At 49.1% G+C, this 24,723-nt stretch carries 24 protein-coding genes and 4 tRNA genes; 23 read left to right on the forward strand and 5 right to left on the reverse strand.

The features are described from left to right. Positions 1-14: 14 nt before the first annotated feature. The 3 genes from HZB75_01555 to HZB75_01565 all read left to right on the forward strand — a co-directional run bounded on the left by HZB75_01555 (position 15) and on the right by HZB75_01565 (position 998). Positions 15-728, forward strand: coding sequence for a DUF11 domain-containing protein (locus HZB75_01555; GenBank protein QQG51175.1), 714 nt, complete (start codon positions 15-17; stop codon positions 726-728). Between the two features lie 100 nt (positions 729-828). Continuing rightward, a tRNA-Cys gene (locus HZB75_01560) sits at positions 829-902 on the forward strand. An 8-nt stretch (positions 903-910) separates the two neighbouring features. Then, a tRNA-Leu gene (locus HZB75_01565) sits at positions 911-998 on the forward strand. A gap of 31 nt (positions 999-1,029) precedes the next feature. Here the strand turns inward: HZB75_01565 and HZB75_01570 are convergent. Continuing rightward, positions 1,030-2,376, reverse strand: a complete 1,347-nt coding sequence (locus HZB75_01570; GenBank protein QQG51176.1) for a trehalose-6-phosphate synthase — start codon at positions 2,374-2,376, stop codon at positions 1,030-1,032. A gap of 35 nt (positions 2,377-2,411) precedes the next feature. Between HZB75_01570 and otsB the strand changes: the two genes are divergently transcribed. The 8 genes from otsB (at position 2,412) to HZB75_01610 (ending at position 9,332) form a co-directional block, all read left to right on the forward strand. Further along, positions 2,412-3,143: a trehalose-phosphatase gene (gene otsB / locus HZB75_01575; GenBank protein ID QQG51177.1), complete on the forward strand. Its 732-nt coding sequence runs from the start codon at positions 2,412-2,414 to the stop codon at positions 3,141-3,143. An 82-nt stretch (positions 3,144-3,225) separates the two neighbouring features. Continuing rightward, entirely contained in the window at positions 3,226-3,789 is a 564-nt protein-coding gene (locus tag HZB75_01580; GenBank protein ID QQG51178.1) for a LemA family protein, read from the forward strand. Between the two features lie 18 nt (positions 3,790-3,807). Beyond that, the gene (locus HZB75_01585; protein ID QQG51179.1) at positions 3,808-4,680 is read left to right on the forward strand and encodes a M48 family metalloprotease; all 873 of its coding nucleotides are present in this window, start codon (positions 3,808-3,810) and stop codon (positions 4,678-4,680) included. A 12-nt stretch (positions 4,681-4,692) separates the two neighbouring features. Beyond that, positions 4,693-5,799 carry a hypothetical protein gene (locus HZB75_01590; GenBank protein ID QQG51180.1) on the forward strand — a complete coding sequence of 369 codons (1,107 nt, stop codon included), beginning with the start codon at positions 4,693-4,695 and terminating at the stop codon, positions 5,797-5,799. Next, positions 5,783-7,795 (forward strand): NAD-dependent DNA ligase LigA, encoded by a 2,013-nt coding sequence (ligA, locus tag HZB75_01595; protein QQG51181.1) that lies wholly within the window; start codon positions 5,783-5,785, stop codon positions 7,793-7,795. The genes HZB75_01590 and ligA overlap by 17 nt, the downstream gene beginning before the upstream one ends. 21 nt (positions 7,796-7,816) lie before the next feature. Continuing rightward, on the forward strand, positions 7,817-8,059 hold the full coding sequence (locus HZB75_01600) for a DUF1653 domain-containing protein (protein ID QQG51182.1): 243 nt from the start codon (positions 7,817-7,819) through the stop codon (positions 8,057-8,059). After that, entirely contained in the window at positions 8,056-8,604 is a 549-nt protein-coding gene (locus HZB75_01605) for a non-canonical purine NTP pyrophosphatase (GenBank protein QQG51183.1), read from the forward strand. The genes HZB75_01600 and HZB75_01605 overlap by 4 nt, the downstream gene beginning before the upstream one ends. A gap of 17 nt (positions 8,605-8,621) precedes the next feature. Further along, on the forward strand, positions 8,622-9,332 hold the full coding sequence (locus HZB75_01610) for a hypothetical protein (GenBank protein QQG51184.1): 711 nt from the start codon (positions 8,622-8,624) through the stop codon (positions 9,330-9,332). 46 nt (positions 9,333-9,378) lie between these two features. Here HZB75_01610 and HZB75_01615 read toward each other — a convergent pair whose 3' ends face one another. Next, on the reverse strand, positions 9,379-9,720 hold the full coding sequence (locus HZB75_01615; GenBank protein QQG51185.1) for an RNA-binding protein: 342 nt from the start codon (positions 9,718-9,720) through the stop codon (positions 9,379-9,381). Positions 9,721-10,073: 353 nt separating this feature from the next. Between HZB75_01615 and HZB75_01620 the strand changes: the two genes are divergently transcribed. The 4 genes from HZB75_01620 (at position 10,074) to HZB75_01635 (ending at position 12,296) form a co-directional block, all read left to right on the forward strand. Further along, entirely contained in the window at positions 10,074-10,901 is an 828-nt protein-coding gene (locus HZB75_01620; protein QQG51186.1) for a hypothetical protein, read from the forward strand. An 84-nt stretch (positions 10,902-10,985) separates the two neighbouring features. Beyond that, positions 10,986-11,174, forward strand: a complete 189-nt coding sequence (locus tag HZB75_01625; protein ID QQG51187.1) for a hypothetical protein — start codon at positions 10,986-10,988, stop codon at positions 11,172-11,174. Between the two features lie 118 nt (positions 11,175-11,292). Beyond that, a tRNA-Ala gene (locus HZB75_01630) sits at positions 11,293-11,369 on the forward strand. A 513-nt stretch (positions 11,370-11,882) separates the two neighbouring features. Beyond that, on the forward strand, positions 11,883-12,296 hold the full coding sequence (locus HZB75_01635; protein QQG51188.1) for a hypothetical protein: 414 nt from the start codon (positions 11,883-11,885) through the stop codon (positions 12,294-12,296). A gap of 155 nt (positions 12,297-12,451) precedes the next feature. Here HZB75_01635 and HZB75_01640 read toward each other — a convergent pair whose 3' ends face one another. Beyond that, the gene (locus HZB75_01640; protein ID QQG51189.1) at positions 12,452-12,976 is read right to left on the reverse strand and encodes a hypothetical protein; all 525 of its coding nucleotides are present in this window, start codon (positions 12,974-12,976) and stop codon (positions 12,452-12,454) included. A 168-nt stretch (positions 12,977-13,144) separates the two neighbouring features. On the opposite strand from HZB75_01640, the gene typA reads away from it, so the two are divergent. Continuing rightward, a complete protein-coding gene (gene typA, locus HZB75_01645; protein QQG51190.1) occupies positions 13,145-14,968 on the forward strand; it encodes a translational GTPase TypA in 1,824 nt (607 codons plus the stop codon). Positions 14,969-15,112: 144 nt separating this feature from the next. Beyond that, positions 15,113-16,684 (forward strand): alpha,alpha-trehalase TreF, encoded by a 1,572-nt coding sequence (treF, locus tag HZB75_01650; GenBank protein ID QQG51191.1) that lies wholly within the window; start codon positions 15,113-15,115, stop codon positions 16,682-16,684. A gap of 38 nt (positions 16,685-16,722) precedes the next feature. Here the strand turns inward: treF and HZB75_01655 are convergent, their stop codons facing one another. Next, positions 16,723-17,883, reverse strand: a complete 1,161-nt coding sequence (locus HZB75_01655) for a glycosyltransferase family 4 protein (protein ID QQG51192.1) — start codon at positions 17,881-17,883, stop codon at positions 16,723-16,725. 135 nt (positions 17,884-18,018) lie between these two features. Between HZB75_01655 and HZB75_01660 the strand changes: the two genes are divergently transcribed. Then, positions 18,019-19,620 (forward strand): alpha-amylase, encoded by a 1,602-nt coding sequence (locus tag HZB75_01660; protein QQG51193.1) that lies wholly within the window; start codon positions 18,019-18,021, stop codon positions 19,618-19,620. On the opposite strand, the gene HZB75_01665 is transcribed toward HZB75_01660, so the two are convergent. Beyond that, complete coding sequence (locus tag HZB75_01665; protein QQG51194.1) at positions 19,617-20,789, reverse strand: replication-associated recombination protein A; 1,173 nt, start codon at positions 20,787-20,789, stop codon at positions 19,617-19,619. The two genes, HZB75_01660 and HZB75_01665, sit on opposite strands and share 4 nt — an antisense overlap. A gap of 427 nt (positions 20,790-21,216) precedes the next feature. Here HZB75_01665 and HZB75_01670 point away from each other — a divergent pair, with 427 nt between their 5' ends. The 5 genes from HZB75_01670 (at position 21,217) to HZB75_01690 (ending at position 24,692) form a co-directional block, all read left to right on the forward strand. Next, positions 21,217-22,281 carry a D-alanine--D-alanine ligase gene (locus HZB75_01670; protein QQG51195.1) on the forward strand — a complete coding sequence of 355 codons (1,065 nt, stop codon included), beginning with the start codon at positions 21,217-21,219 and terminating at the stop codon, positions 22,279-22,281. Positions 22,282-22,327: 46 nt separating this feature from the next. Continuing rightward, positions 22,328-22,403 (forward strand) — tRNA-Phe (locus HZB75_01675). A gap of 260 nt (positions 22,404-22,663) precedes the next feature. Further along, on the forward strand, positions 22,664-23,212 hold the full coding sequence (locus HZB75_01680; protein QQG51196.1) for a hypothetical protein: 549 nt from the start codon (positions 22,664-22,666) through the stop codon (positions 23,210-23,212). A 40-nt stretch (positions 23,213-23,252) separates the two neighbouring features. Next, positions 23,253-23,843: a class IV adenylate cyclase gene (locus HZB75_01685; protein ID QQG51197.1), complete on the forward strand. Its 591-nt coding sequence runs from the start codon at positions 23,253-23,255 to the stop codon at positions 23,841-23,843. A 126-nt stretch (positions 23,844-23,969) separates the two neighbouring features. Next, a complete protein-coding gene (locus HZB75_01690; protein ID QQG51198.1) occupies positions 23,970-24,692 on the forward strand; it encodes a hypothetical protein in 723 nt (240 codons plus the stop codon). Positions 24,693-24,723 lie beyond the last annotated feature (31 nt).

Consider the following 24,723-nt stretch of genomic DNA (forward strand, 5'->3'; position numbering starts at 1 on the left):
ATACGGAGGAATTTATGACTACAACGAAACTAGTTCTTAGTGCAGCTATCATAGGCGTTGTTGTAATGGCAACATTTGCAACGACAGCATTTGCTTGGCATCCAAAGGGTGTTATTACCAAAAAAGTTCAGAATGTTACATCTAGTAGTGTTCTTAGCGAGGCCGACACGGCAGCTCAGGCTGTTGCGGCAAAACCAGGGGACACCTTAAAGTACGTGATTGAAATCCGTAATGATGGCGCACCCGACAGCAAAGGCTATAACGACATGGCAAAGACTGTTATGACCGATACGCTTCCTGCGGGTATTGAGCTTATCAGTAATCCTGCCCAGCGCACGATTACCGAAAACATCGGTCTTATAAAGCCAGGCCAAAAGGTCACTAAAGAGTATCTTGTTAAGGTAACGAGCAAAACCGACGGTTCAATTACCAATACAGCTTGTTTTACGGGTGATAGTACTGTTAACGACAGCCCACAAAAAGGCTGTAACCCTGCCGTAGTGACCGTCACTGTTCCCGAGGAGCCTAAAACTCCCGAGGTGCCTGTGGTTGTGACAAAGCCAAAAACTCCTGCAACTCCTGTTGCAATGCCTGCCGAACTACCTAAAACTGGTGCCGGCGAGGATATGCTTGTGAGCGTCTTTGCTCTTGGTATTGTAAGCTACCTTGCGTACCGATTTATCCAGTCGAAGCGCGAACTTACGAATGCTCAGTTGAACGTTCGATAGTAATTGAGCGCACGAAAAAACCGCCGACAGCATTGCTTCGGCGGTTTTTATTTACAGATGTTAGAGTATATCGGATAAATTTTGCTATAATGTCAGAGACGGCGCGTTGACGGAACGGTTACGTGGAGGTCTGCAAAACCTTTTAAATGGGTTCGACTCCCATACGTGCCTCCATACCAAATGCGCGGATGGTGGAATTTGGTAGACACGAGAGACTTAAAATCTCTTGGCCTTACGGTCGTGCGGGTTCAAGTCCCGCTCTGCGCACCAGTAAAAAAACAGATTGTAACGGTCTGTTTTTTTACTTTTCTAGTGCTTTTATAAAATCATTTGCCCATTTGGTGACGTGGTGGGTTTTTACATTATGGCGCAGTTTTTTCCATCGGACTGCTTTTTCGTGGGCAGGCATTTTTATTGCTGCTAACAGAGCGGCATGAGCTGCTGCGACATCTTCGGGCGGAATAATAATGGCATCTTGCAACTGTTCGGCGGCGCCCATGGTGTCGCTGATAATCAACACGCCAGGATCCCGGCGAGCGGCTACGTATTCTTTGGCGATAAGATTCATGCCGTCGGCAACAGGAACGTTAAAATGGATGTCCGATGCACGGTACCATGCGGCCAGCTCCTCAAGCCCCATGTTTTCGTAGGTATAGTCAATCGGCTGCCAGGTTTTTGTGCCGTACTTTTTATTTATTTTCTGCACGAGCGCTTCGATCTCGTTCTTAAGGGAACGATACTCGAGCACTGATTCTCGTGAGGGCGCGACATTTAGGCGGTACAGCAGGGATTCGCGTTCTGGATACTCCGCAATAAGCGCTTCGAACGCATGTAATTGGTTGCGAACTCCCTTTGTGTAGTCAAGCCGGGACATCGACAGAATGATCGTTTTGTCTTTGACCTGTTTTTTAATAGACGAGGTTAGTGCCAAGGCGTCCTTAGAATCGTTAAGCGAATCAAAGCTGTCAAAATCAATGCCGATAGGAAATGCTTTTATGTCGGCACGACTTTTTTTGATTCCCATGGTTTGTTGAATTTTATGAAGACGAGTAACGTCGCGAGAAACCTGCATCCCCAAAATATCTACCGAAAGCAGACTAGAAAGCAGCTCGGCGGCATGGGGCAGTTTTTGAAAATCAACAGCGGTAGGAAGCGGAGTATGGAGAAAAAAGCCAATCTTGTTTTTAATGCCGCGCCTCGCAAGTTCTGCGGGAAGTAAAATAAGGTGATAATCGTGAATCCAGATGCGATCACTTGGCTGCAAGATACGTTCGATGGTGTCGGCAAAGTGTTTGGTAACTTGCTGTACGGCGCTCCACTGCTCCTCTGTGAACGGTGTTGTTGCGGCGAGCCCGTGTGCTACTGGCCACAAAATGCCGTTTGCGAACATATCGTAATAAAGAGTAATCTCTTCGTCGGTGAGGTTGATCGGCTGTAGGAAAGGGGGTATGTTTAGTGACGCTAATTCTTTGTCGGTAATATGCCGGCGAAGACCAGTCCATCCCACCCAAAGTGAAGTGTCTTGCTGAAAAAGTGACGCAAGTGCCGTAGCAAGCCCGCCGTTACTACGAGAAAGAGAAAGCCCATCGCTCGTTTCTACGACGCTAACGGGAAGCCTGTTGGACGCGACAATAAGCCGTGAGACCATATGCTTCTACTCTAGCATGACTTATACTAAAAAGTATGAAAATCACCGCCATTACAGATGCGTATAGGCGATCAAATCGCCGACTATTATTGCTTGATTACGACGGAGTGCTGGCGCCGATTATGCCAACCCCCGAAGAGGCTGCGCCAACCGATCAGACACACGCAATGCTTGAAAAGCTAACGGCTGATACGCGCAATACCTGTGTTATTGTAAGTGGCCGGCCGCGTGCAACCCTTGAGGAATGGTTAGGGCAATATCCGGTTGCATTTGCGGCCGAGCATGGCCTATGGCGCAAAGAACAGGGCGGTGAGTGGAAAGAGGCGCTTGAGGTTAAAACCGACTGGAAACAGTCAGTTACTGAAATAATGGAGGGTATAGAAAGTGAACTGCCAGGCTCGTTCGTAGAGGAAAAGCACGCCGGCCTTGCGTTTCACTATCGTAAGGCGGCGAATCCAGAGCTGCAAGTCGAAGAGCTTATCAGATTGCTGACACCTGTTGCGAATACAGAAAGGCTGCGGATAATGCACGGCAAAAAGGTTGTGGAGGTGGTGCCGGCTGGTGTCGATAAGGGCACGGCCTCGCTGTATTGGCTAAAGGGTGATTATGATTTTATTTTGGCAGTAGGCGACGATACGACAGACGAAGCGCTGTTTAGTATTTTGCCATCAGATGCCTATTCGCTAAAGATTGGTGAGGGTGACACGGCTGCGTCCCATAGGCTAGATACCCAGGCGGAGTTTGTCGATTTTATTACTAAATTGTGATGCAGGATTCTAGAGGTTTTTTACGAAAAATGGTATAATGAAGGCACAATAGAACTACGAAATATAAGGGGAATATAAGAAAATGGAAGCAGTATGGATCATTCTGGCGATTGTTGTCGTCTTGGGGCTGTTCTTGTGGGTCACATATAACGGGCTGGTAAAACTCAAAATCCGTGTTGATGAAGCATGGAGCGACATTACCGTTCAACTAAAGCGTCGTCTCGACCTTATTCCAAACCTTGTTAACAGTGTTAAGGGTTACGCTGCGCATGAGTCTGGTGTATTTGAAAAGGTTACCGAGGCGCGCGCAAATGCGCTTAACGCCCAAGGAAAGGGTGTTAAAGAAACTGCCGCTGCTGAAAACCAATTTGAAGGCGCTCTTAAGAGTCTCTTTGCGGTCGCCGAGGCATACCCAGACCTAAAAGCGAACCAAAACTTCCTTCAGCTTCAGCAAGAACTTGTTGATACCGAAGATAAAATCCAGGCTTCACGCCGCTTTTACAACGGTGGTGTTCGCGATCTTAATACTAAGATTCAAGTTTTCCCGAACAACATTTTTGCGGGCATGCTTGGTTTCCACCAGCGCGAATTCTTTGAAGTAGAAGACATGGCGTCTGTCGAGAAGCCAGTCGACGTACAGTTCTAGGAGTTGTTTTAGAACGTTATGTATAAAGCAATTGCTGCCAACAAACGTAACACGGTCATTATCATGGCCGTGTTTGTTGGCATTGTTGGGGCTATCGGATGGCTTGTTAGTTATATGTATGCCGATCAATCAATCGCCTTTTGGGTGATTGGTGTTGCACTGGTATACGCACTTATTCAGTATTTTCTAGCAAGCAAGTTGGCCGTGGCAATGTCGGGTGCGCACGAGATTGAAAAACGCGACAACCCACGTCTTTACCGGATCGTGGAGAATCTTACGATTGCCACGGGAATGCCGATGCCAAAGGTGTATGTTATCGATGATCCAGCGCCGAACGCGTTTGCGACAGGTCGCGATCCAAAGCATGCAATCGTTGCGGCAACAACAGGTATCATGGAAGTCATGAGCGATCGTGAGCTCGAGGCGGTAATGGCGCACGAGATTAGCCATGTCCGCAACTACGATATTCGTGTTAGTATGATTGCCTTTGGCCTTGTGAGCGCTATTGGTATCCTTTCAGACATTGCACTTCGTATGTTCTTTTTTAGTGATCGTCGCGAAAATGTAAACCCCGTCGTACTGGTTGTTGGGATTATTCTTATTGTTATTGCACCGATTATCGCACTGCTTGTGCAAATGGCAATTAGCCGTCAGCGCGAATACCTAGCCGATGCCAGTGGGGTGCTTGCGACCCGCGACAGCGAAGGGCTTGCGAGTGCGCTTGAAAAGTTGCAACAATACGGCCGACCAATGCAAAAACAGCACACCTCGACTGCCCATCTATTTTTGAATAACCCCCTAAAAACAGGGTTTTTCAACAAACTGTTCAGTACGCATCCGCCACTCGAAGAGCGTATTGCACGATTACGAAATAACGCGGATAAATTTTAGTTTGGAGTTTTTATGGCCGTAGCAAAGAAAAAACCAGCGGTTAAAAAAAGTTTGCCAAAAACTGCGGTCGCTAAAAAGCAAAGCAATAAACAAAAGCTTCGTGCAGTAGTAATGCGCCCTGTTGCTGCTGTTAGTCGCCGAGTAAAATCATTGTTGGCACGTCGCCCTCACCGAAGCTTCCGCCCTACAAGGCGCCGCGATTACGTGCGCCCACTGCGGCTCCCGGGATATTGGGCGCTCACAAACAATGTTCGTGTTGTATTGTGGCGGCACAAACTTTTTATATCACTATTGGTTGTTTCATACGGGGTTTTAACCGTTTTGCTAGTGGGTATGGCTTCGCAAGATGCCTATACGCAAATGAGCGAGATTTTACGTACAACAGGAGATGATATCTTCGCTGGTGATTTAAGCAATGTTGGGCAAGCGGGGCTTCTGCTCTTTTCGGGTATTACCGGAACACTTAGCGGTTCAATGACCGAAGCACAACGGGTATACGCAGGGCTTTTGCTGCTATTTACTTGGCTGACAACTGTTTGGCTGCTGCGCGCCACTTTCGCTGGTAAAAAACCAAAGCTACGAGACGGTTTATACAATGCTGGTGCACCCATACTTCCGACGTTTCTTGTAGGCCTCCTTCTTTTGGTGCAGCTATTACCTGTGGCGCTTGCAATTGTTGGCTATACTTCCGCGTCAGCAACAGGGTTACTAAACGGAGGTATTGAAGCGATGTTATTTTGGAGCGTCGCACTACTTTTAGGCACGCTTTCGCTTTACTGGATAACGAGCACCTTCTTTGCGCTTATTATCGTAACCCTGCCGGGGATGTATCCGTTTCAAGCAATCAAAACAGCGGGTGATTTGGTTGTTGGGCGTCGCATTCGTATATTACTGCGACTGTTGTGGGTTGCGCTGATTGTTGCGGTGTTGTGGCTAGTTATTATGGTGCCAATTATTTTGCTCGATACCTGGATAAAAGGAATGCTGCCAGCTATTGAGTGGCTGCCAGTTGTGCCTGTCGCGCTGCTTGTCATGAGCACGCTTACGGTGGTTTGGGTGGCGAGCTATGTTTATATTTTGTACCGAAAGGTTGTCGACGACGATGCAGCTCCAGCCTGAAAAACGTGTAAAAGAACTTCGCGATTTGCTCGCAAAATATAGCTATGAATATCATGTACTCGACCAGCCAACGGTCGACGACGCCGTGTACGATAGCTTGTTTGGCGAGTTGAAAAAAATAGAAGCCAAACACCCCGAACTTATCACTCCAGACAGCATGACGCAGCGCGTCGGAAACGAACTACTAGGTGGATTTAAAAAGGTAGAGCATTCCAGCCGAATGCTTAGTTTAAACGATGTGTTCGACAGGGCAGATGTTGAAGCATGGGTGGTGCGTATGGATAAACTACTACCTGGCCGAACGCACGAGTATTTTGCAGATATTAAAATGGACGGCCTTGCCTGTGCGCTTATTTATCAAGACGGTGTGCTGGTACAGGCGGTTACTCGTGGCGATAGTTTTATTGGCGAGGATGTTACGGCAAATGTACGAACCATAAAAAACGTTCCGCTGCGCCTTCGTGAGTCGCCAGAATTTGCCAAGTTTACAGTAGGTCGCACCGAAATCCGCGGCGAGATTGTCATGTTAAAAAAGGACTTCGCCGCACTCAACGAAAAGCGCGCAAAAATTGGCGAGCCGGCATTTGCGAACCCACGCAACCTTGCAGCGGGAACAATCCGCCAGCTTGACCCGCGCCTTGTGGCAGAGCGGCCACTTCATTTTAGGGCGTACGACTTGCTACGGAATGATCCGACCGATGTGCCGACAAATATGTATGCTTACGAGGCAATTACTGCCCTTGGACTTAATCGGAATATGCAGGCAAGCATTTTTACGAATCTTGGTGATGTGATGCGATTTGTCGACGAATGGGATAAAAAACGAAACGACTTGCCATTTAACACCGATGGTTTGGTGATAAAAGTAAACGATCGCGCCCAGTATGCCGAACTTGGTGTTGTTGGTAAGCAGCCCCGTGCGGCCGTTGCCTACAAATACGCGGCCGAACAAGCGACAACTATCGTAAAAGATATCGTTATCAGTATTGGTCGTACTGGGGCGGCAACGCCTGTTGCAGTTTTTGATCCAGTGGTTGTGGCAGGCACAACCGTGCAGCACGCAAGCCTTCATAACGCCGACGAAATTGCGCGGCTCGATGTTCGCGTTGGGGACACAGTGATTATTTTTAAAGCGGGCGATATTATCCCACAGGTAAAAAGCGTTGTTACCGAGCTGCGACCAAAAAGCGCAAAGCCAGTTAACTACGAGAAAATGCTTTCCGAGCAATATCCCGAACTCGAATTTGAGCGCCCAGAGGGAGAGGCTGTCTACCGCGTTAAGGGTGCCTCGGGTCCGTTGCTGCTTAAGCGTGCGCTCCAGCATTTTGCTAGCAAGGGCGCGCTAGATATCGACACGCTTGGCGAGAAAAATGTTGTAGCGTTGGTTGACGCCGGACTTGTGACTGATCTTGCGGATATCTATACGCTAACAAAACAACAGCTCCTTGAGCTTGATCGATTTGCAGAAATATCGGCAAGCAAGTTGGTTCAGGCGATTGCCGATAAAAAGCAGCCGCCCCTTGCAAAGTTTATTTATGGCTTAGGAATACGTCATGTTGGCGCGCAGACGGCGGTTGACTTGGCGAACGCATTTGGTTCGATTGAAAAACTTCAAACAGCGAGAATCGAAAAATTACTTGATCTCGATGGCGTAGGTACGGTTGTTGCCGAAAGCATCGTCGCGTGGTTTGCCGATCCCGATAATGAAACCCTCATAGAAAAGTTCGCTCAACTAGGTGTTGAACCTCACTTTAAAAAGGCCAGCGGCAAGTTGGCGGGAATGAATTTTGTTGTTACGGGTACGCTTGAAACCATGAGCCGGGACGATGCTGCTGATAAGATTCGCGCGCTTGGTGGTGGATTCCAAACAAGCGTGGCAAAAGATACAACCTATCTAGTAGCTGGTGGCAAAGTCGGCGCGAGTAAGCTAAAAAAAGCCCAAGATTACGGTACGAAGATTATCAACGAGCAAGAGCTTATAGCGCTTCTTGGCTAACAGATAGGGTACAATAAGGGTATGAACGAATTTGCCGACATGCCAACGCTGCCGCTAGGCACGTACGAACACTACAAGGGAAAACGCTACCAGGTTTTGGGGATTGGGCGGCACACCGAAGCGAACGAATATTTTGTGGTGTATGCTCCACTTTACGAGCACTCTGGCCAGCCTGATATATGGCTTCGACCGTATGCTATGTTTACAAGTAATGTCGAGGTAAACGGCGAGATAATTCCGCGCTTTAAGGCTGTAGAAGTATGAGTGTCGTGTTTATCACCGGCAACCAAGATAAGGCCGATCACCTTGCACGTTTGCTGGATTTTCCAATTGAACACACCAAGGTAAATCTCGACGAAATACAATCGCTTTCGCTCGATGAAATCGTGACACATAAAGTAAAACAGGCATACGATATTGTCAAAAAGCCGGTGCTTGTTGAGGATGTTTCACTTAGCTTTATGGCGCTTGGTGGACTGCCCGGTCCGTTTGTTAAGTTTTTTGTGGAGGCTGACAATGGGCTCGAAAAGCTTTGTCGTATGCTCGATTCTTTCGATGACCGCCGCGCACGTGCAGAATGCGTTTTTGGCTATTACGACGGTGTTACGCTAAAGCTGATGCGTGGCGGTCTAAACGGAACTATCAGCCAGCAGCCCCAAGGCGAAGGCGGCTTTGGATGGGATAAGATCTTTTGTCCAGAAGGGTACGAAGGGAAGACGCGCGCCGAACTTATCTTGGAACAAAAAGATAAAACATATCAAACGATAAAGCCAATAGCTGAGCTTCGTGATTTTTTGCGCTCAATTTGATATAGTAGGGGAACATTATGCGCTATCTTAAGACCGACAAACTCTACTGCTTTTCGCCGCCTATTATGATCGCGACGTTTTTTATTGAGATTATTTGTGCAATATACGTGCTATTTAAATACAAGGTAGCGCCGATTCCACGACTCGCGGTTATGATTTTAGTTGGGCTCGCAGCGTTCCAGCTAGCCGAATATAACGTGTGTGAAGGGGCATGGGGTATGGATAGTCTTATGTGGGCGCGGATAGGTTACGTTGCAATTACGCTGCTGCCACCTCTTGGATTTCATTTAGCGACAAAGCTTGCGGGTGAAAAACGCCCAGTTTTAGTAGGGGCTGCCTATGCTAGCGCCGCAGTATTTGCGTTCATATTCTTGTTTGTTGGCCACGGCATGCAAAGCCAGGCGTGCCTTGGTAACTACGTTATCTTTACGATCGCGCCTTGGGCGACGGCACTTTATTCTATGTACTACTACGGCTGGCTTATGGTGGGCGTAGGGTACGCATGGAAGGCGGGTAAAACGGTCGCTGCTAATAAGCGTCAGGCCTTGCAAGCACTTGCTATTGGCTATCTTGCGTTTATCGTTCCAACGACTATTGCAAATGTGATTGACTCATCTACTATCGCCGGCATTCCATCTATCATGTGTGGCTTTGCCGTTATCTGGGCGATTATTCTTACCACGGTTGTCTTGCCAAACTATTACAAGCCAGAAGATTCAGCCAAATAAAATACTCCGCTGTTGAAGGCGGAGTATTTTATGTGTGTAGTTAAAACTACCAGCTACGCTGACGGAATGAACCGCCACCGTTGCCACCGCGATCACCACCACGGTCGTTTCCACCGAAGTCACGACGAGGTCGGTCTTCTTTTGGACGAGCTAGACCAACGCTAATAGCGCGGCCGTCAAGCTCTTTACCGTCGAGTTGATCTACAGCTTTTTGGTTGTCTGCTTCGTTTTCGTATTCAACGAAACCAAAGCCCTTGCTACGACCGCTATCACGATCAGTGATAACACGTGCGCTAGCAACGGGACCAATTTGCGCAAAGTGCGCCTTCAAACCATCATCGTTAGTAGCGTAAGCTAGGCTACCGATAAAAAGATTTTGCTGTGCCATAAAATGGATACTCTTTTCTTGTTACTTGTAACGTCAGATCGACCATGCGGCGAACTTTTTTAGAAAGAGTATCCCTGAAGGGGAAACACTCGTTTCGCGTATGCTTCTGAACATATATTATTTAAGCATGTTTCTACAGAAACTACTAGCATAAGCTTGTAATTTCATTTAGCTGCGCGCATAATAAATCCTAAGCTGGTACGCATAGGGGGCACCCCCTTGCGTAAAAACAAACAGTTTTAAAACAAACCGTGCCCCGGGTGGGCGCGTAGCAGCGGAAGATTCACCTCGCAAAGGGGTGAATTTTTTAACCACTTGAACCGCAAGCATGTTGTACGCTATGCTTAGGCTGTATGGCGCGACTACCGATACCGGGAAGTGACGATGGTGACTGGGGCGAAATTCTCAATGATTTTTTGAGTGTCGAACATGCCGCAGATGGGTCGCTAAAGTCTACCGGATCACTGTCGGAAAAAATGTCGACATCTCTTGTTGCCGCCAAGGGTGACTTGATTGTTGGTACGGCGAGTGAAACGCCAGTCCGGTTGCCGGTTGGGGGTGATGGAGATATTCTAACCTCTAGCTCGGCATCTGCAACCGGCATGATATGGGCACCTTCTCCGCCGGCTCCGTCTCAGTCGATTTATCCTCTTTCAGCGTATGGGTTTGTGGCGGCATCTGGAAATATCGAAGCGTTCGACGCTATATCAACGCTAGGATCTAATATGACACGCGTATTCGTGCCTGCTGGAGCTGCTATATCGGTAGTAGGCGCGCTTCTTAATACGGCCGCTGTCATGAGCGGTTCAGGCGAAAATTCTTTTGCGATCTATGATGATGCGGGAATGTTTGTAGCGCAGACAGTCTCGGATGATACGCTTTGGACGAACGAAGGCTGGATATTGAAGACGCTACCGAGTGTCGTTCCGGCGCAGAGCGTGGATCGATTTGTGAATGTAGGAATTGCAGTCAATAGTGCAAGCTCGCCGCCGTATGCTATGTATGCAACGGTTGGTCCTACGCCTCCTCCAGCTCTTGGCGGGGCGTTTCGAGGAGGGTACAATCGCCCGAATCACCGTAGGGCGTTCTACTTTGGATCGATGCCATCATGGCCGGCCTCGCTAGACCTTACGACTGTTGGGAATGACTACGGGTATCTTCCTCTGATAGTTTTAGCGTAAGAAGTGTGATCCTGGTCACACGATTTAATATTTTGATGGTATAATAACTAGCGATCACGTCCGTTCAAGTAGCTGGAGTGTGTGATGAACAAGAAACTGTTGAGTCTCGGCATCGTGGCAGCGCTGGTCGCCGGCTACGCAGCGGCGCGCAACCGTCACGTGCTGGCCTCGGCCGCCTCTACCGGTCGCGACCGTGTCAAGGCCATCACCGACAAGGTGGGTCGCCGTCGGCGCAATGCCCCGGAGGGAGAGGAGCAGGCGTCCGACGCCTGATCACCTCCTGAGTTCTCTGTTCACTCGCCTGGTGCGATGCATGGAGGTTCCAATCGGGAACTCCGCATCGCACCAGGCGTACGAAAATCTGTACATTTGTTATAATAACGTTACATACGGGGCATTGGCGCAGTTGGCTAGCGCGCTTCCATGGCATGGAAGAGGTCATCGGTTCGAATCCGATATGCTCCACCAAGCAATTATTGGTGTTATTTTAATACGGCAAAAAGCTGGCCATAGTGTCAGCTTTTTTGTTTTTAAAGTTGACTTATGGGTAAAACGAGTTTTAAATAAGATCGCAACCATCAGACGGCAACGAGGAGTGGCGCAATGTTACGAGGCAAGAGTGACAAAGATGGCCAAGACCAGACGACCGAGGAGGTTGAGCTGACGCTCACTGAGTTGCAGCGTCGCCGTATTGCGGGCGAGGCGAGACGAGCGGCCAGGGAGGCGACGGCGCAGTGGGCGCTGGAGCACCTGCCGCACAAATCGGCTCCTCCGAATGTTCAGGTGGTCGCGGCATGGTTGATGACCCTGCGTGACCTCCAGGACTTCCACGCGAACGTCCTAAGAGAAGGGAGTGTCGACCGCATCAACGCCAGTGTCGAGTTGCACTGGGGTGGGAGTGTGTCGCGCAAGCGACTGTCGGGCGGTAGAATCCACCGCATGTTCGGCCCTAAGGAGATGTCGGGCTCGTTCGAGGACAGCATGTTGGTTCTCGCACGAGCATTCTGCAACTACTCTGCATCAGATGAGATTCACGAGATTCGTGAGTCAAACTGGATGATTCTGGTTCCGGTCGTGTCGGATCGTGAAGGAATTACCGATCGTATCTACGTTCACAAGGCGCAACGTGGCTCGGTGATCGAGCAGGCGGTGCGTGAGATGCGGTCTCTTGGCGAGCTATTCGCGCGCGATGAAGAAGCGCGTGAAGGCCGTCGCCAGCATGGCCGACAGCTCATGGACCGTCAACTGGCAATTGCTGTCGCGGGCGCCCTGGGTCACCAGAGAAGCCTCAAGCAGGTGTACGACAAGACCTACGAGGAGACGTTCGAGGCCCGAAGGGCAGAGATTCTTGACGGCGGTCAGCCCAAGAAGAGTCGCCGCCCTTGGCGGCGCTGACCTGATGTTTGCACGCCGCGGCGTCATCGCTATGTATGACGCCGCGGCACGCAGCAATTTGAATATAAAAAAGACGCCCTAGGGCGCAAAGTAATTATTTAGGTGGCTCTTCGGCCCAGCCACACCCGAGGATCCGGGCGCAGCTGGGCCGACTGTTACGAGATGGTGCGCTCGAAGAGCCAGCCGACGACGATCGCGAAGACGTTGTTGATACCCGTCAGGACGGAGTATCTCCAGATCTCCAGCGCGTCGCCCACCCACGGAACCAGGGTCGCCATGACCGTCATGGCCAGTCCGAAGATGAGGCCGTCCCAGAACAGCTTCTCGGACTTCATGTACTTCAGACCCAGGCCGATGGCCAGGGCGAGAGTAATGACGACACCCGAGATGTTCCAGGTCACGCTCAGGCCAGTTCCGAGTTCGTTGGCGAGTTCGCCGAGCCTGTCAGACAGGCTCCCGATCAGCTTGGTGTCCTGCAGTGTTGAAACTGCAGCCGCCGTCGTGACCAGAACCAGGATCTGGGGTAGGCGGTTGATCCCCTTGACGCCGGGGATCTTGTCGGCCCACATGTCCAGCAGGATGACTCCGACCAGCGCGAGGCCGAACTGAATCATCCACGGGTCCACCTCGACGGGTTCGAAGAGGTGGGGCGGTGCTGCGAGAATGGATAAGGTATTCACTTTTGTGCTTCCTTCCGCTCGATGACCAATCTCGTAGCGCTATTTTACCATCATTTTACTAGATTGTACAGTGATTTTAGATGTATCTTATGCGTAAGAGTTTATTTTTATGATAATTTATGCTATAAATAGATAACAAGGGAGTGCCTTTAATGGCATTTATTTTTTATGATAGACCAAAAACACATTCGCAATATCGCCATCATCGCCCATGTCGACCACGGTAAGACTACCATGGTGGATGGGCTTTTAAAGCAAAGTAACACCTTTCGTGATAACCAGGCCGAAATGAGCCAAGCGCTTATTATGGACAGCGGTGACCAAGAGCACGAACGTGGTATTACTATTACCGCCAAACAAACCTCTATTTACCACGGTGATTACAAAATTAATATTATTGACACCCCTGGTCACGCCGACTTTTCTGGCGAGGTTGAGCGTACGCTTAACATGGCCGACGGTGTACTTTTGGTTGTCGATGCCCAAGAAGGTCCTATGCCACAAACCAAGTTTGTGCTTTCAAAGGCCCTTGAGCTTGGTCTTAAACCTGTGGTTATCGTTAACAAAATCGACAAGCCTTCGCGCCGTATCGACGAAGTTATCGATGAAGTCTCAGACCTATTTTTGGAACTCGCTATCGACGACAGTCAGCTGCATTACCCGGTTTATTACGCTATTGGTCGCGACGGTAAAGCCTGGACGAACGTTCCTGAAAACCCATCGGAACACGCCGATCTTACTCCTATTTTTGATGCGATCGTGAATGATATCCCTGCACCACAGGTGGACGCCGACAAGCCACTGCAGTTACTCGTTACTGCGCTTCAGTACGATTCATTCCTTGGTAAATACGCAATTGGCCGTATTTCACGCGGTAGTGCTCGTAAAAACCAGCAAGTTGCACTTATCAAGCGTGATGGCGCTATTGTAAATGGCAAGATCGACAAGATTTTTGGCTACCGTGGTCTTAACCGCGAAGAAGTTGATATGGCGATTGCCGGTGATATTGTTGCGCTTACTGGTGTAGGTGACGCACATATTGGTGAAACGATTGCCGATAAAGAGACACCAGAGGCACTTCCTGTTATCGACGTTGAAGCTCCAACGCTTAGCATGTACCTTGGGCCGAACACCAGCCCGCTAAAGGGTAAAGAAGGCGAATTCAATACAAGTCGTCAAATCGGTGACCGTCTTAAAAAAGAACTCGAAACAAATGTGAGTCTTCGTGTTGCCGAGGATGGTATTGGCTTTACGGTAAGTGGTCGTGGTGAGCTTCACCTTTCAGTACTTATTGAGACACTTCGCCGTGAAGGTTACGAATTCGAAGTTGGCCGCCCGCAGGTGGTGACAATCGAAGAAGACGGCGTGACGAAAGAGCCCGTTGAAGAGCTTTTGGTTGAAGTGTCACCAGAATTCCTCGGCGCGGTTAGCCAAGAGCTAGGAACGCGCCGTGCTGCTATGGTTAAGCAAGAGCAGACCAGCAGCGGAACATCACGAACAACTTATATCTTGCCAACTCGTGCAATGATCGGTCTTCGCAACCTTCTTCTTACGGCAACCAAGGGAACGGTTATTATGAACAGCCTTCCACACGGCTACCAGCCACTCGGTGCTCGCTTGCAAAAAACTCGCAGCGGCGCGCTTATTGCGACAGAAGCCGGTTCGACAACAGCGTACGCACTAGATAACGCCGAATCACGCGGAATCCTGTTCGTAGGCCCAGGCACAACAGTCTACCAAGGTATGATTGTTGGTCAGAACACTCGTGGTGACGATTTGGATGTTAACGTTTGCCGCGGTAAACAGCTAACGAACATGCGTACATCTTCAAGCGATGGTACGGTTCAGCTAACACCATTCACCGATCTTAGCCTTGAACAGTGTATCGACTTTATCGAAGACGACGAGCTACTTGAGGTAACGCCTAAGTCACTTCGACTTCGCAAGCGTTTCCTCGATCCAAACCAACGCAAGCGCGCTGCCAAGCAATAACAAGATTTTCAAATAACACCTGCCTCGCTACCACGGGGCGGTGTTATTTTGTTGCGTTTGTTACTATACGTAAATCTTGGGTGGGTTGTAAGTGTATGCTATACCCCTTATACTAAAATCTATAACCATTAGCAGAAAACGACTATGAAAATACCTGGCGAAAACAAATTAAAATCGACGTTCGTACTGACCACAGGCGGCTTTACGCCAACGTCTAAAAGCCCCGACGAAGCGTTGGGTGAGTTGTTCGCCGATGTTCAAAACCGCAAGGTGTACGGCGACGGTAAAACATTCGTCGATCTTATTCCGCGCCGCCGCATGAAGCAAATTCAGCAGGAATACCTTATTGCAAAGGGAGACCCAAACTTCGATCTGCGCGATTTCGTATCGCGTCATTTTTACGAATTTGGCCACTACAATACTGCATATCACACCGATACCGCCATGTCGCCGCGCCAGCATATTGCCGAGCTTTGGCATGTCTTAGAGCGCAAGAATCGTCGGGATCGCGGCTCGCTGATTGCGCTTCCGTATGCCTATATTGTGCCGGGCGGTCGTTTTAGTGAGCAATTTTACTGGGATAGCTATTTTATCATGCTAGGCCTCGCCGCCGATAACCGCTGGGATATGGTAGAGGGCATGATGAAAAACTACGCCTACATGATGCGCAAGTTCGGGTTTATTCCTACGGCTAACCGTACTTACTTTTTAAGCCGAAGCCAGCCGCCGTTCTTTTCGCAGATGGTAAAACTACTGGGCGAGCACAAGGGCCGAACGCGAACATATGTTGAGTATTTACCGTATATGCTGCTTGAATATCGCTTTTGGATGAAAGGGCGTCGCAAGCTCGATAGTTACGAGCACCGGGCATATGCGCGTGTTGCCGAAATGAGCAACGGAATACTTCTTAACCGCTACTACGACAATAAAACGACACCACGACCGGAATCTCTTCGTGAAGACATGGAAACGGTTGTGGGTGCGCCAGATCGCGAACCCGACCGCCTATATCTTCATCTCCGTGCCGGGGCCGAATCTGGCTGGGACTTTAGTTCGCGTTGGTTTGAAGACGTTAACGACATAAGCACTATTCACACGGCCGACATTATTCCGGTCGACCTCAACAGCCTTATGTATCTTCTTGAAGAAATGATCGCTGAAACGTACCGTATTTTGCGTCAGCCGCTACTTGCCAGCAAGTTTCAGGGTGCAGCAGACAGGCGAGTGCGCGGCATGCAGGAATACTGCTGGAGCGACGAAGAAGGGTTCTTTGTTGATTATAACTTCCACAAGCAAAAGGCAACCGGCCACCTAACGCTCGCCGGTGTGTTTCCGCTGTATGCAAAAATTGCCACTACAAAACAGGCCGAGGCAGTGGCTGCGCGGCTAGAAAAAGATTTCTTGAAAGACGGTGGCCTTGTAACGACCCTAGAAGATACTGGCCAGCAATGGGATTCACCAAATGGCTGGGCGCCGCTTCAGTGGATGGCGATTGAAGGGCTTCGTAATTACGGTCTGCACGAGTTGGCTGATGAAATTAAACAGCGCTGGATCAAAACCAATCTTAAAGTCTTTAAAAACAAAGCAAAGATGGTCGAGAAATACGATGTTCTTAACCCCGGCAGCGTTGGTGGTGGCGGCGAATATCCGCTTCAAGATGGGTTCGGCTGGACGAATGGCGTTCTTGCGGCACTACTAGCAGAAGACGACAAGTAAGCAAACAAACTTGTCGTCGTCGATAAACCGGTCGTCAACTACTTTGGCGAGTTAATAAGAAGCTTGTCGGAAAGCAACTTTAAGCTTCGGATGATCTTTTTCGTATCGGTCTTTGGCTTTGGTGGTGTTACGATACTGCGCAGCACTTTTTCGTAGCCGTTTATCATGTGATCAAGCGTGAATCGCTCTTCGACATGTTTTCGACAATCCTTGCGGTTGATTTTGCTCAGTTTGCCCACAGCTTCAATCATTGCCGATGTATTGTCGACGATAAATCCGGTCTTACCGTCGTCGACAACCTCTGGCACAGAACCTCGACGAAATGCAATAACGGGGGTGCCGCAGGCGTTTGCTTCGGCCATCGTAAGGCCAAATGGCTCTTCCCACTGAATTGGCACAAGAAGTGCCAGCGCTTTTTGATAGTACTTCACCATTTGCGCATGGTCGATCATTCCGAGGTACAAAATCTTATCACTTAGATACGGCTTTACGTATTCATCGAAATACCACTGCGATGTCGGCAGCGTGCTACCGGTAATAATAAGTCGCTTGCCGGTTTGTAGGGCTACTTGAACCGCCTCGCGAAGACCCTTTTCGGGAATAATTCGGCCTGCAAACATCAAATAATCTTCGTGACTATCATGAAAAACAAACTTCTCGATATCGATACCGTTGTAAACCGTTGCGGCGTAGTTGAAGTCTGGTGCATCGCGGCGTTGGCTGTTCGAGATAGAGACATAATGTTGGTTTGGCGAACTATGCATCTCGAATACTTGACGTCTTGTGGAGTCTAGATAATCGTGAACGGTGTAAACAACCGGTACGTCAGGAAAAAGCCTTGCAAAAGGTGCGGCTGATTCCGGGTGGTGAAAGAACAATACGTCAAATTCGCCAGCTCGGGCCCGTTCGAACATAGATTTCACCATGTACTGGTCGTAAAGGCTGGGAAGATAGTCGCGGAATAAATCGGTAGTACTGACGAGATCGAACAGTTCACTTGCGCTGGTCGCAAGCGGACGTATATTACATGTTTCAACGTTGGTCGCGAGGTGTGTTCCCTCGGGTCCAAAAAATGTTACTTCGTGGCCGCGCTTCGCTAATCCTTCTGCGATCGCCACGGCAACACCGGTTGGTGAATAGGCGATATCTTTGGACACAGGGGATACAAGGTACGCGCGTACCATCATTGCAATTTTCATAATGTTGATACCCTCATTAGATACATTCTATTATACCACACGCGACGTATTAGCAACATCAGACCAGAGAAATACACATGTAGCAACTATGCTACACTAAATACTATAATCAGTATAAAACACAAAGCAGAATATATGAAACGATGGCAGCATGTAAACGGCATTTATCAGATCTATCCGCGAAGTTTTAAAGACTCAAATGGCGATGGCACGGGTGATTTGCCCGGTATTATCGAAAAGCTTGATTACATAAAAAGTGGCAACGCAACGCTTGGTATCGATGCAATTTGGCTGTCGCCGTTTTACCCGTCGCCTATGGCGGATTTTGGCTACGACGTTGCCGATTACAAAAACGTCGATCCTATGTTTGGAACGCTCGATGATTTTAAACGGCTTCTTAGCGAGGCGCATGCCCGTGATATAAAGGTGATGATTGATTTCGTTCCCAACCACACGTCAGATGAGCATGAATGGTTTCAGGAATCAAAGACCTCGCGCGCTAGTGCTAAGCGCGATTGGTATATCTGGCGCGACCCCAAGGCAGATGGCTCGCCGCCAAATAACTGGTTAAGCGTTTTTGGTGGTTCGGCGTGGGAGTATGATACGGCAAGCGGCCAGTATTATTTGCACAGCTTTTTGGCAAAACAACCCGATCTTAACTGGGATAACCCAGAGGTTCGTGCGACGATGTGCGACGTGCTGCGATTTTGGCTTGATATGGGTGTCGATGGTATTCGCGCCGATGCTGTGCGTTGGATATCAAAAGACCCGGCATACCAAAACAATCCACTTAATGCCGATTTTGCCGAAGGCGACGACCCTTACTTTACCCAGCGTCAAAAATATAGCCGGTATGGCGAAAACCTCTTTGCATATCTAAAAGAGATGAGCAATGTCATTGAAGAATACGACGATAGAATCATTCTCTTCGAGGACTATCCCGACCCATGGATCGATCTAAAAAGCCAGTATTCGCATTTTTATGCCGTTAATCCGCGTGTGGCCGCACCGTTTAACTTTGAAGGATTCGGTACGCCCTACAGCGCCAAGCATTTTAGAAGCTTTGTTAATAAGTTTCAAACGTATATCGGTAGCGAAGAGCGCCCATTTTACTGTTTTGGAAACCACGACAACCCCCGCCTTGTAAGCCGGATAGGGCGGCCACAGGCAAAACTTATCGGCATGCTTCAACTAACGCTGCCAGGCACACCCGTTATTTACTACGGCGACGAAATTGGCATGGAAAACGTACCTATCGCGCCGGAATACGTTCATGACCCCTTCGAAAAGCAGACCCCAGGCCTAGGGCTTGGCCGAGACCCCGAGCGAACCCCAATGCAGTGGTCGGCACAGCCACATGCGGGCTTTACGAGCGGCGAGCCATGGCTGCCGGTGGCGAATAATTATTCGCTCACGAATGTCGAGACGGAGTTTGGCGATTCTGGTTCGTTCCTTCGCATGTACCATGCTCTTTTAAAGCTCCGCCGGCTTTCGGTGCTTCGCTTTGGCACCTACGAAGAGTGGATGGGATCAAACGATCAGCTGTACGGGTTTTTTCGCGAAGATACAAAGGGTGCGCTGTTTGTGCTGCTTAATATGTCGGCCGAGCCAGTTGCGTATAACGGTGATATTTTCGGGCTGGTTTTGTACAGTACTCATGCCATGCAGGCGCAAACAATCGATGGCCCTATGACGCTTCAGGCGCATCAGGGAATCATTATCGATTGCAGTATTTAAAAGATCTTTTTGTCGGCAATTTCGTCGGGTAAAAACCCCTTGCCGTGCTTAAACCCGGCTTCCCATTTGTAATCTTTGTTGTATCCTAAATCTTTCATGAGTTTGGTCGGGGCGTTTCGCAAGTGGATAGGCACGGGCGAGTCTGGATACTGTGCGGCAAGCGTTTTAGCGCGCCCCATGGCGTCGGTGGACTGGCGCGATTTAGCGGCCTTGGCCAGTGCTGCGGCCACATGAAACAATATGTAGTTGCTCTCGGGCATGCCAACGCGCTCTACCGCCTGAAAAGCATTCAGTGCAAGGCCTAGCGCGCCATTGCCAGCGAGGCCAATATCTTCCGACGCAAAAATAATCATACGACGGGCGATAAACTTTGGATCTTCACCGGCGTCGATCATTCGCGCCAGGTAGTAAAGGGTGGCATCGACGTCGCTGCCGCGCATGCTTTTTATAAAAGCACTAATAACGTTGTAGTGCATGTCACCCTTTTTATCGTAGCCGGGCACGCGCTTTTGGGCAGCAACTTTTACGATTTCGGGCGTTACCTTTTCGTTCATCGAAAGCGCAAGCTCTAGGTTGCCTAATGCCACTCGTGCGTCGCCGCTGGAGAGCTCCGCTAAATAATCGAGCGCCTTTGGTGTTACTTTTTTTGTTGCTTTTAGTTCTTTTAGTGACCGCTTAAGAATTGTAATAATCTCGTCTTTAGAAAGTGGCTGAAGCACCAATACGCGGCTCCGCGAGAGCAGCGGGCTGATGATTTCAAAACTCGGGTTTTCAGTGGTAGCGCCAATGAGGGTAATAAGACCCGATTCAACATGCGGCAAAAACGCGTCTTGCTGGGCCTTGTTAAACCGGTGAATCTCATCGACAAATAGGATTGTGCGAATTTGCAAATTCCAGTTTTGGCGGGCATGCACAATTACTTTTTCAACGTCTTTTTTACCGCTGGTGACGGCCGAAAGTTCAATAAACTCGGCATCAACCTCGTTTGCGATAATTCGGGCAAGCGTTGTTTTGCCACTGCCAGGCGGCCCCCATAAAATAAGGCTAACCGGCTGCTTTTTACGCACGATTTGGCGCAAAATTTCGCCATCTGCAAGGAGATGCGATTGTCCGATCACATCTTCAAGGGTTTGCGGCCGCATACGTTCGGCGAGTGGCTTGCGTTCCATACCTTTTATTATACGCTACCAAGAGAAATCCCCCCGAAGGGAGACTCTCGAGCCGCTATAAAAGCGACGATGGTTTCCTTTCAGGGGGTAAGCGGGGCACTGCAGTGAAGACAGTGTCCGAGGCGGGTGTGTGTGAGAAGGTGACACGTGGGGCAGGTCTTCTCGCGGTCTGCCGCGGGCTTCACTGGCTTGGACGCCGGCTTGTCTTTCGGGGGCGTCGTGGCCTTTTTAGAAGCCTGCTTTTTCGTGGGTTCCGACAGAACGATGAGGCGGGCCGCCTCGCTGCCTGTTACGAACCTGCGTACTCCTTTGCGTGATCGGGCCATGATTCCATCGCCTTCGGTCGGGTAAAGGTTATTTTCATTATATCACAATTATAGGTTTTTGTCCACTAGGGTCGATCTTTAGAATGTGGTATAATTACCGCATGGAACGCACGACTGTACTGTTACTCTTCGGTGGCGAATCGTCGGAGCATAATGTCTCGGTGTCTTCGGCACGCAATGTTTACGCGGCAATAGATGATGTTAAATACAATGTCCTTCTAGGGTTTATTGATAGGCATGGCAAATGGTGGCTGCTCGATAAGTTCAGTACCGAAATCGATACGCACGGTACACCACAATTCGCGCCGGTGCTTGGTACGGGAAGTTTTGTTACTTTTCCCGGCAACAAGGTGATTAAGCCAGATGTTATTCTGCCGATTCTTCATGGAAAAAACGGCGAAGATGGCAGCGTGCAAGGCCTTGCGCAATTGCTGCATGTTCCTATGGTGGGGTGCGACATGACCGCCAGCGCGATTTGCATGGATAAAGTCGCGACAAAAGAAATTCTTATGACCCAAGATGTTTTGGTGGCGCCCTACGAGGTGCATCGGCGTGGTACGCCACTTCCTGATTTTTCGTCGCTTAGCGGCCGGCTAGGCAGCCCGATGTTTGTTAAGCCTGCACGCGCCGGTAGTTCGGTAGGCGTTAGCAAGGTGCGTAGTGAAGAGGAACTTACTGACGCCCTACGCCTTGCACATGAACACGACGACGTTGTACTGATCGAGCGTGGCATAGTTGGCCGAGAACTAGAAGTTTCGGTACTCGGTAATCCACCGAATCACCAAGTGAGTGGCGTGGGCGAGGTAACGCCGGGCGATGACTTTTATAGCTATGATGCCAAATACGCTGCCAACAGTACGTCGCAGGTGGTTATTCCTGCGGCTATTAGCGAGGCTGATTCCGAGCGGTTGCGCACCTTGGCGGGTAAAGTTTACGCAGCACTTGGCTGCCGTGGGCTTGCCCGTGTCGACTTCTTTCTTACGGAAGATGGCAAGGCATACGTTAACGAGCTGAATACGCTTCCCGGATTTACAAATATCAGCATGTACCCAAAGCTTTGGCGTCAGCAGGGCATTTCGTATTCGCAGCTCATCGAACGACTCATCGAGGCGGCATTTGCCGCAAATCGGCCGCAACTTACAGATTCTTTGCTCGTAACCTTGTGAAAACTGTATAATTCTAGTAGAATAACTACAGCTTATATGCTGCCGTGGCTCTTTAGCTCAGTTGGTAGAGCAGAGGCCTGAAGAGCCTTGTGTCCCCAGTTCAAGTCTGGGAGGAGCCACCAAGATTATCCAACGAATGCAAAAACTCAGAATTTATTTTCTGAGTTTTTGTTTACGTGTTGAATAAGACCTGCTCCAATTGTACGCCGGAAAGCAATAATGCTACGATACATAGGTGAACCCAATTGGCTTTTCTGTTATTTATTCCAAAGTACATACAACGCAGTTTTATGCTTCGCTTCTGCGCGATATGTTAACTGCTGGTTGTAGTGCCATAGAACTGCATACCCCGCATCATGATATACTCGACGATCCGGAGCTAGTGGATCTAATCAAGGTATTTAAGTATCGCTATATCCATTCCTCAGATATTCATTCTTCGGTGGAAAATAAAGATGACCTCGCTTACTACGAGGGACTGATGGGTAAGATCAATGCGATGGCTATCACGATTCACCCGCATACGATGAAGAGCTGGGGATGGGTAGCTGATCATTTTGGCGATCTCGCGTCGTTCGAAAACATGGATCGCTTTAAGCCGTTCGGTGGATCGGTAGAAGATATGCAACAGATAAAAAGCGAATATCCTATGACTCGCTGGACGTTTGATATTAATCATGTGTATACGAATGATTCGAGTCTTTCGCGCATGTCTGATTTTTACGAACTGCTTGGCGACCCAGGCCATTATCACGTTAGCGGCTTCAGGGACGAAGCCTTGCCTCATACGACACTCTGTACAACGGGGCAAGATAAGATTATCGATGCCGTGGCGACAGAGCATCCAATTATCATTGAGAGCCTTGGGAGTAGTGATATTCATTTATTTCGCCAAGAATATGACTATATTGTAGCGCGACTAAAGGGGTGATCGTAGTGATGTCTGCAGTTAGGTCGGGTATACTAGTAGTATGAAATCAGAAATCGAAGCCAAGTTCCTCCACGTGGATCCAACTGATATCCGCGGGCGCTTAGAAAAAGCCGGTGCGACATGTAAACAACCTATGCAGGTAATGCGACGCGTCGTATTCGATAATGCTGCCATGAACAAAAAGAACGGCTTTGTGCGTATTCGCGACGAAGGCCACCGTATTACTATGACCTACAAGCAGTACGATGAAATGTCGCTTACTGGGGCAAAAGAAATCGAATTTTCAGTAAGCGACTACGAAGCGGCGATCGAATTTATGGATGCTATCGATATCAAGGCCAAAAGCATCCAAGAGGCTCGCCGTGAAATATGGCTGCTTGGCGACGCCGAGGTTGTTATAGATGAATGGCCATGGATCGATCCATTTATAGAGATAGAAGCTGCTAGCGAAGAAGTAGTAAAAGCAGCGGCGGGCCAGCTAGGGTTTGATTGGAGCGACGCGGCATTTGGCGATATCATGACAGCCTATCGGGCTGAATACCCTAAAACAGGTCTTGCGCCGAGTGATATGGTATACAATTTGCCGGTTGTGAGATTTGGCGATGCGAGGCCAGATATTCTTAAGGCGTAGTATCTAGGTTAATTTTACAGCGCACGCGGTAGTGTTATTGCCTATGCTTCTGTGTATAATATGACCGAGTATGATTGTTCCGGAGGATCTCTCAGAACGACCGACATTTGCTAATAGAGAGGGGATATGATGACAAAAGTAGGGATATTGCTGCACTGCCGGCATTTAGAAACGATTGCCTGGGAAGATCTAGTGTTTGGCTTGCCTGCCGAAGATAAATTGGGTGACCACGGCATGCTTGCCAAGATTTTATTGTCCCTTAGCGAGGGTGAAGAGGTGGTAAGTATTCTTATTGGCCGCGGACCATCGTACCGCGACGGACTCGACGAAGGCGCTTATTCAAAGCAATATCTTATCGATCATTTCGACCGTTTGTGGGAATTTCCATCGCTAAAACCTTTGCTAGAAAAAGCAGGTGATGCCAAAGTCGCGGCACTAAAACAGAGTATCGAAAATATCGTTGTCATGCCCGAAATCAAAAATACCAAGGCCGAGCTAGAAATGGGCGCAAAGATGTTTCGTGAGCAGGGTGTCGAAAAGGTGATTCAACTATGCGCTGCTAGCCATGCCTCGCGCTGTATCAAAGAACAAGCTGTTGCGCGTGCAAATGGGGTCATAGGTAAAGATCAGCTATGGTCAACCATTGCATCGGACATGTCGTATCATGGCACAAAACCCGAAGATGTTTGTATTATCGAGCCACTGCATAGGCGCGATCAGCCCATGACATTTGTCCGCCCCGGGCTAAGCGAGGTTATGATCCCGTACTTCTTCTTGCCCGACGAAGATAAAAAGGCATTCGTAACCCTTGTCGAAGATTTCATGAACAGCAAGAATCCCTTGTCATAGCGGGGGTTATTATGTATAATCATTCAGGTAA

It is taken from the genome of Candidatus Saccharibacteria bacterium (assembly GCA_016432585.1).
Taxonomy (GTDB): domain Bacteria; phylum Patescibacteriota; class Saccharimonadia; order Saccharimonadales; family Saccharimonadaceae.

What these genes read in the sequence shown, in the direction of transcription:
- HZB75_01585 (QQG51179.1), top strand. Translation starts at nt 3,808, where the DNA reads ATGTATAAAGCAATTGCTGCCAACAAACGTAACACGGTCATTATCATG.
- HZB75_01555 (QQG51175.1), top strand. Translation starts at nt 15, where the DNA reads ATGACTACAACGAAACTAGTTCTTAGTGCAGCTATCATAGGCGTTGTT.
- HZB75_01635 (QQG51188.1), top strand. Translation starts at nt 11,883, where the DNA reads ATGTTGGTTCTCGCACGAGCATTCTGCAACTACTCTGCATCAGATGAG.
- HZB75_01570 (QQG51176.1), bottom strand. Translation starts at nt 2,376, where the DNA reads ATGGTCTCACGGCTTATTGTCGCGTCCAACAGGCTTCCCGTTAGCGTC.
- HZB75_01685 (QQG51197.1), top strand. Translation starts at nt 23,253, where the DNA reads ATGAAATCAGAAATCGAAGCCAAGTTCCTCCACGTGGATCCAACTGAT.
- ligA (QQG51181.1), top strand. Translation starts at nt 5,783, where the DNA reads ATGCAGCTCCAGCCTGAAAAACGTGTAAAAGAACTTCGCGATTTGCTC.
- treF (QQG51191.1), top strand. Translation starts at nt 15,113, where the DNA reads ATGAAAATACCTGGCGAAAACAAATTAAAATCGACGTTCGTACTGACC.
- HZB75_01655 (QQG51192.1), bottom strand. Translation starts at nt 17,883, where the DNA reads ATGAAAATTGCAATGATGGTACGCGCGTACCTTGTATCCCCTGTGTCC.
- HZB75_01615 (QQG51185.1), bottom strand. Translation starts at nt 9,720, where the DNA reads ATGGCACAGCAAAATCTTTTTATCGGTAGCCTAGCTTACGCTACTAAC.
- HZB75_01620 (QQG51186.1), top strand. Translation starts at nt 10,074, where the DNA reads ATGGCGCGACTACCGATACCGGGAAGTGACGATGGTGACTGGGGCGAA.
- HZB75_01590 (QQG51180.1), top strand. Translation starts at nt 4,693, where the DNA reads ATGGCCGTAGCAAAGAAAAAACCAGCGGTTAAAAAAAGTTTGCCAAAA.
- HZB75_01610 (QQG51184.1), top strand. Translation starts at nt 8,622, where the DNA reads ATGCGCTATCTTAAGACCGACAAACTCTACTGCTTTTCGCCGCCTATT.
- HZB75_01670 (QQG51195.1), top strand. Translation starts at nt 21,217, where the DNA reads ATGGAACGCACGACTGTACTGTTACTCTTCGGTGGCGAATCGTCGGAG.
- HZB75_01625 (QQG51187.1), top strand. Translation starts at nt 10,986, where the DNA reads ATGAACAAGAAACTGTTGAGTCTCGGCATCGTGGCAGCGCTGGTCGCC.
- HZB75_01600 (QQG51182.1), top strand. Translation starts at nt 7,817, where the DNA reads ATGAACGAATTTGCCGACATGCCAACGCTGCCGCTAGGCACGTACGAA.
- HZB75_01660 (QQG51193.1), top strand. Translation starts at nt 18,019, where the DNA reads ATGAAACGATGGCAGCATGTAAACGGCATTTATCAGATCTATCCGCGA.
- HZB75_01580 (QQG51178.1), top strand. Translation starts at nt 3,226, where the DNA reads ATGGAAGCAGTATGGATCATTCTGGCGATTGTTGTCGTCTTGGGGCTG.
- HZB75_01690 (QQG51198.1), top strand. Translation starts at nt 23,970, where the DNA reads ATGATGACAAAAGTAGGGATATTGCTGCACTGCCGGCATTTAGAAACG.
- HZB75_01605 (QQG51183.1), top strand. Translation starts at nt 8,056, where the DNA reads ATGAGTGTCGTGTTTATCACCGGCAACCAAGATAAGGCCGATCACCTT.
- otsB (QQG51177.1), top strand. Translation starts at nt 2,412, where the DNA reads ATGAAAATCACCGCCATTACAGATGCGTATAGGCGATCAAATCGCCGA.
- typA (QQG51190.1), top strand. Translation starts at nt 13,145, where the DNA reads ATGATAGACCAAAAACACATTCGCAATATCGCCATCATCGCCCATGTC.
- HZB75_01665 (QQG51194.1), bottom strand. Translation starts at nt 20,789, where the DNA reads ATGGAACGCAAGCCACTCGCCGAACGTATGCGGCCGCAAACCCTTGAA.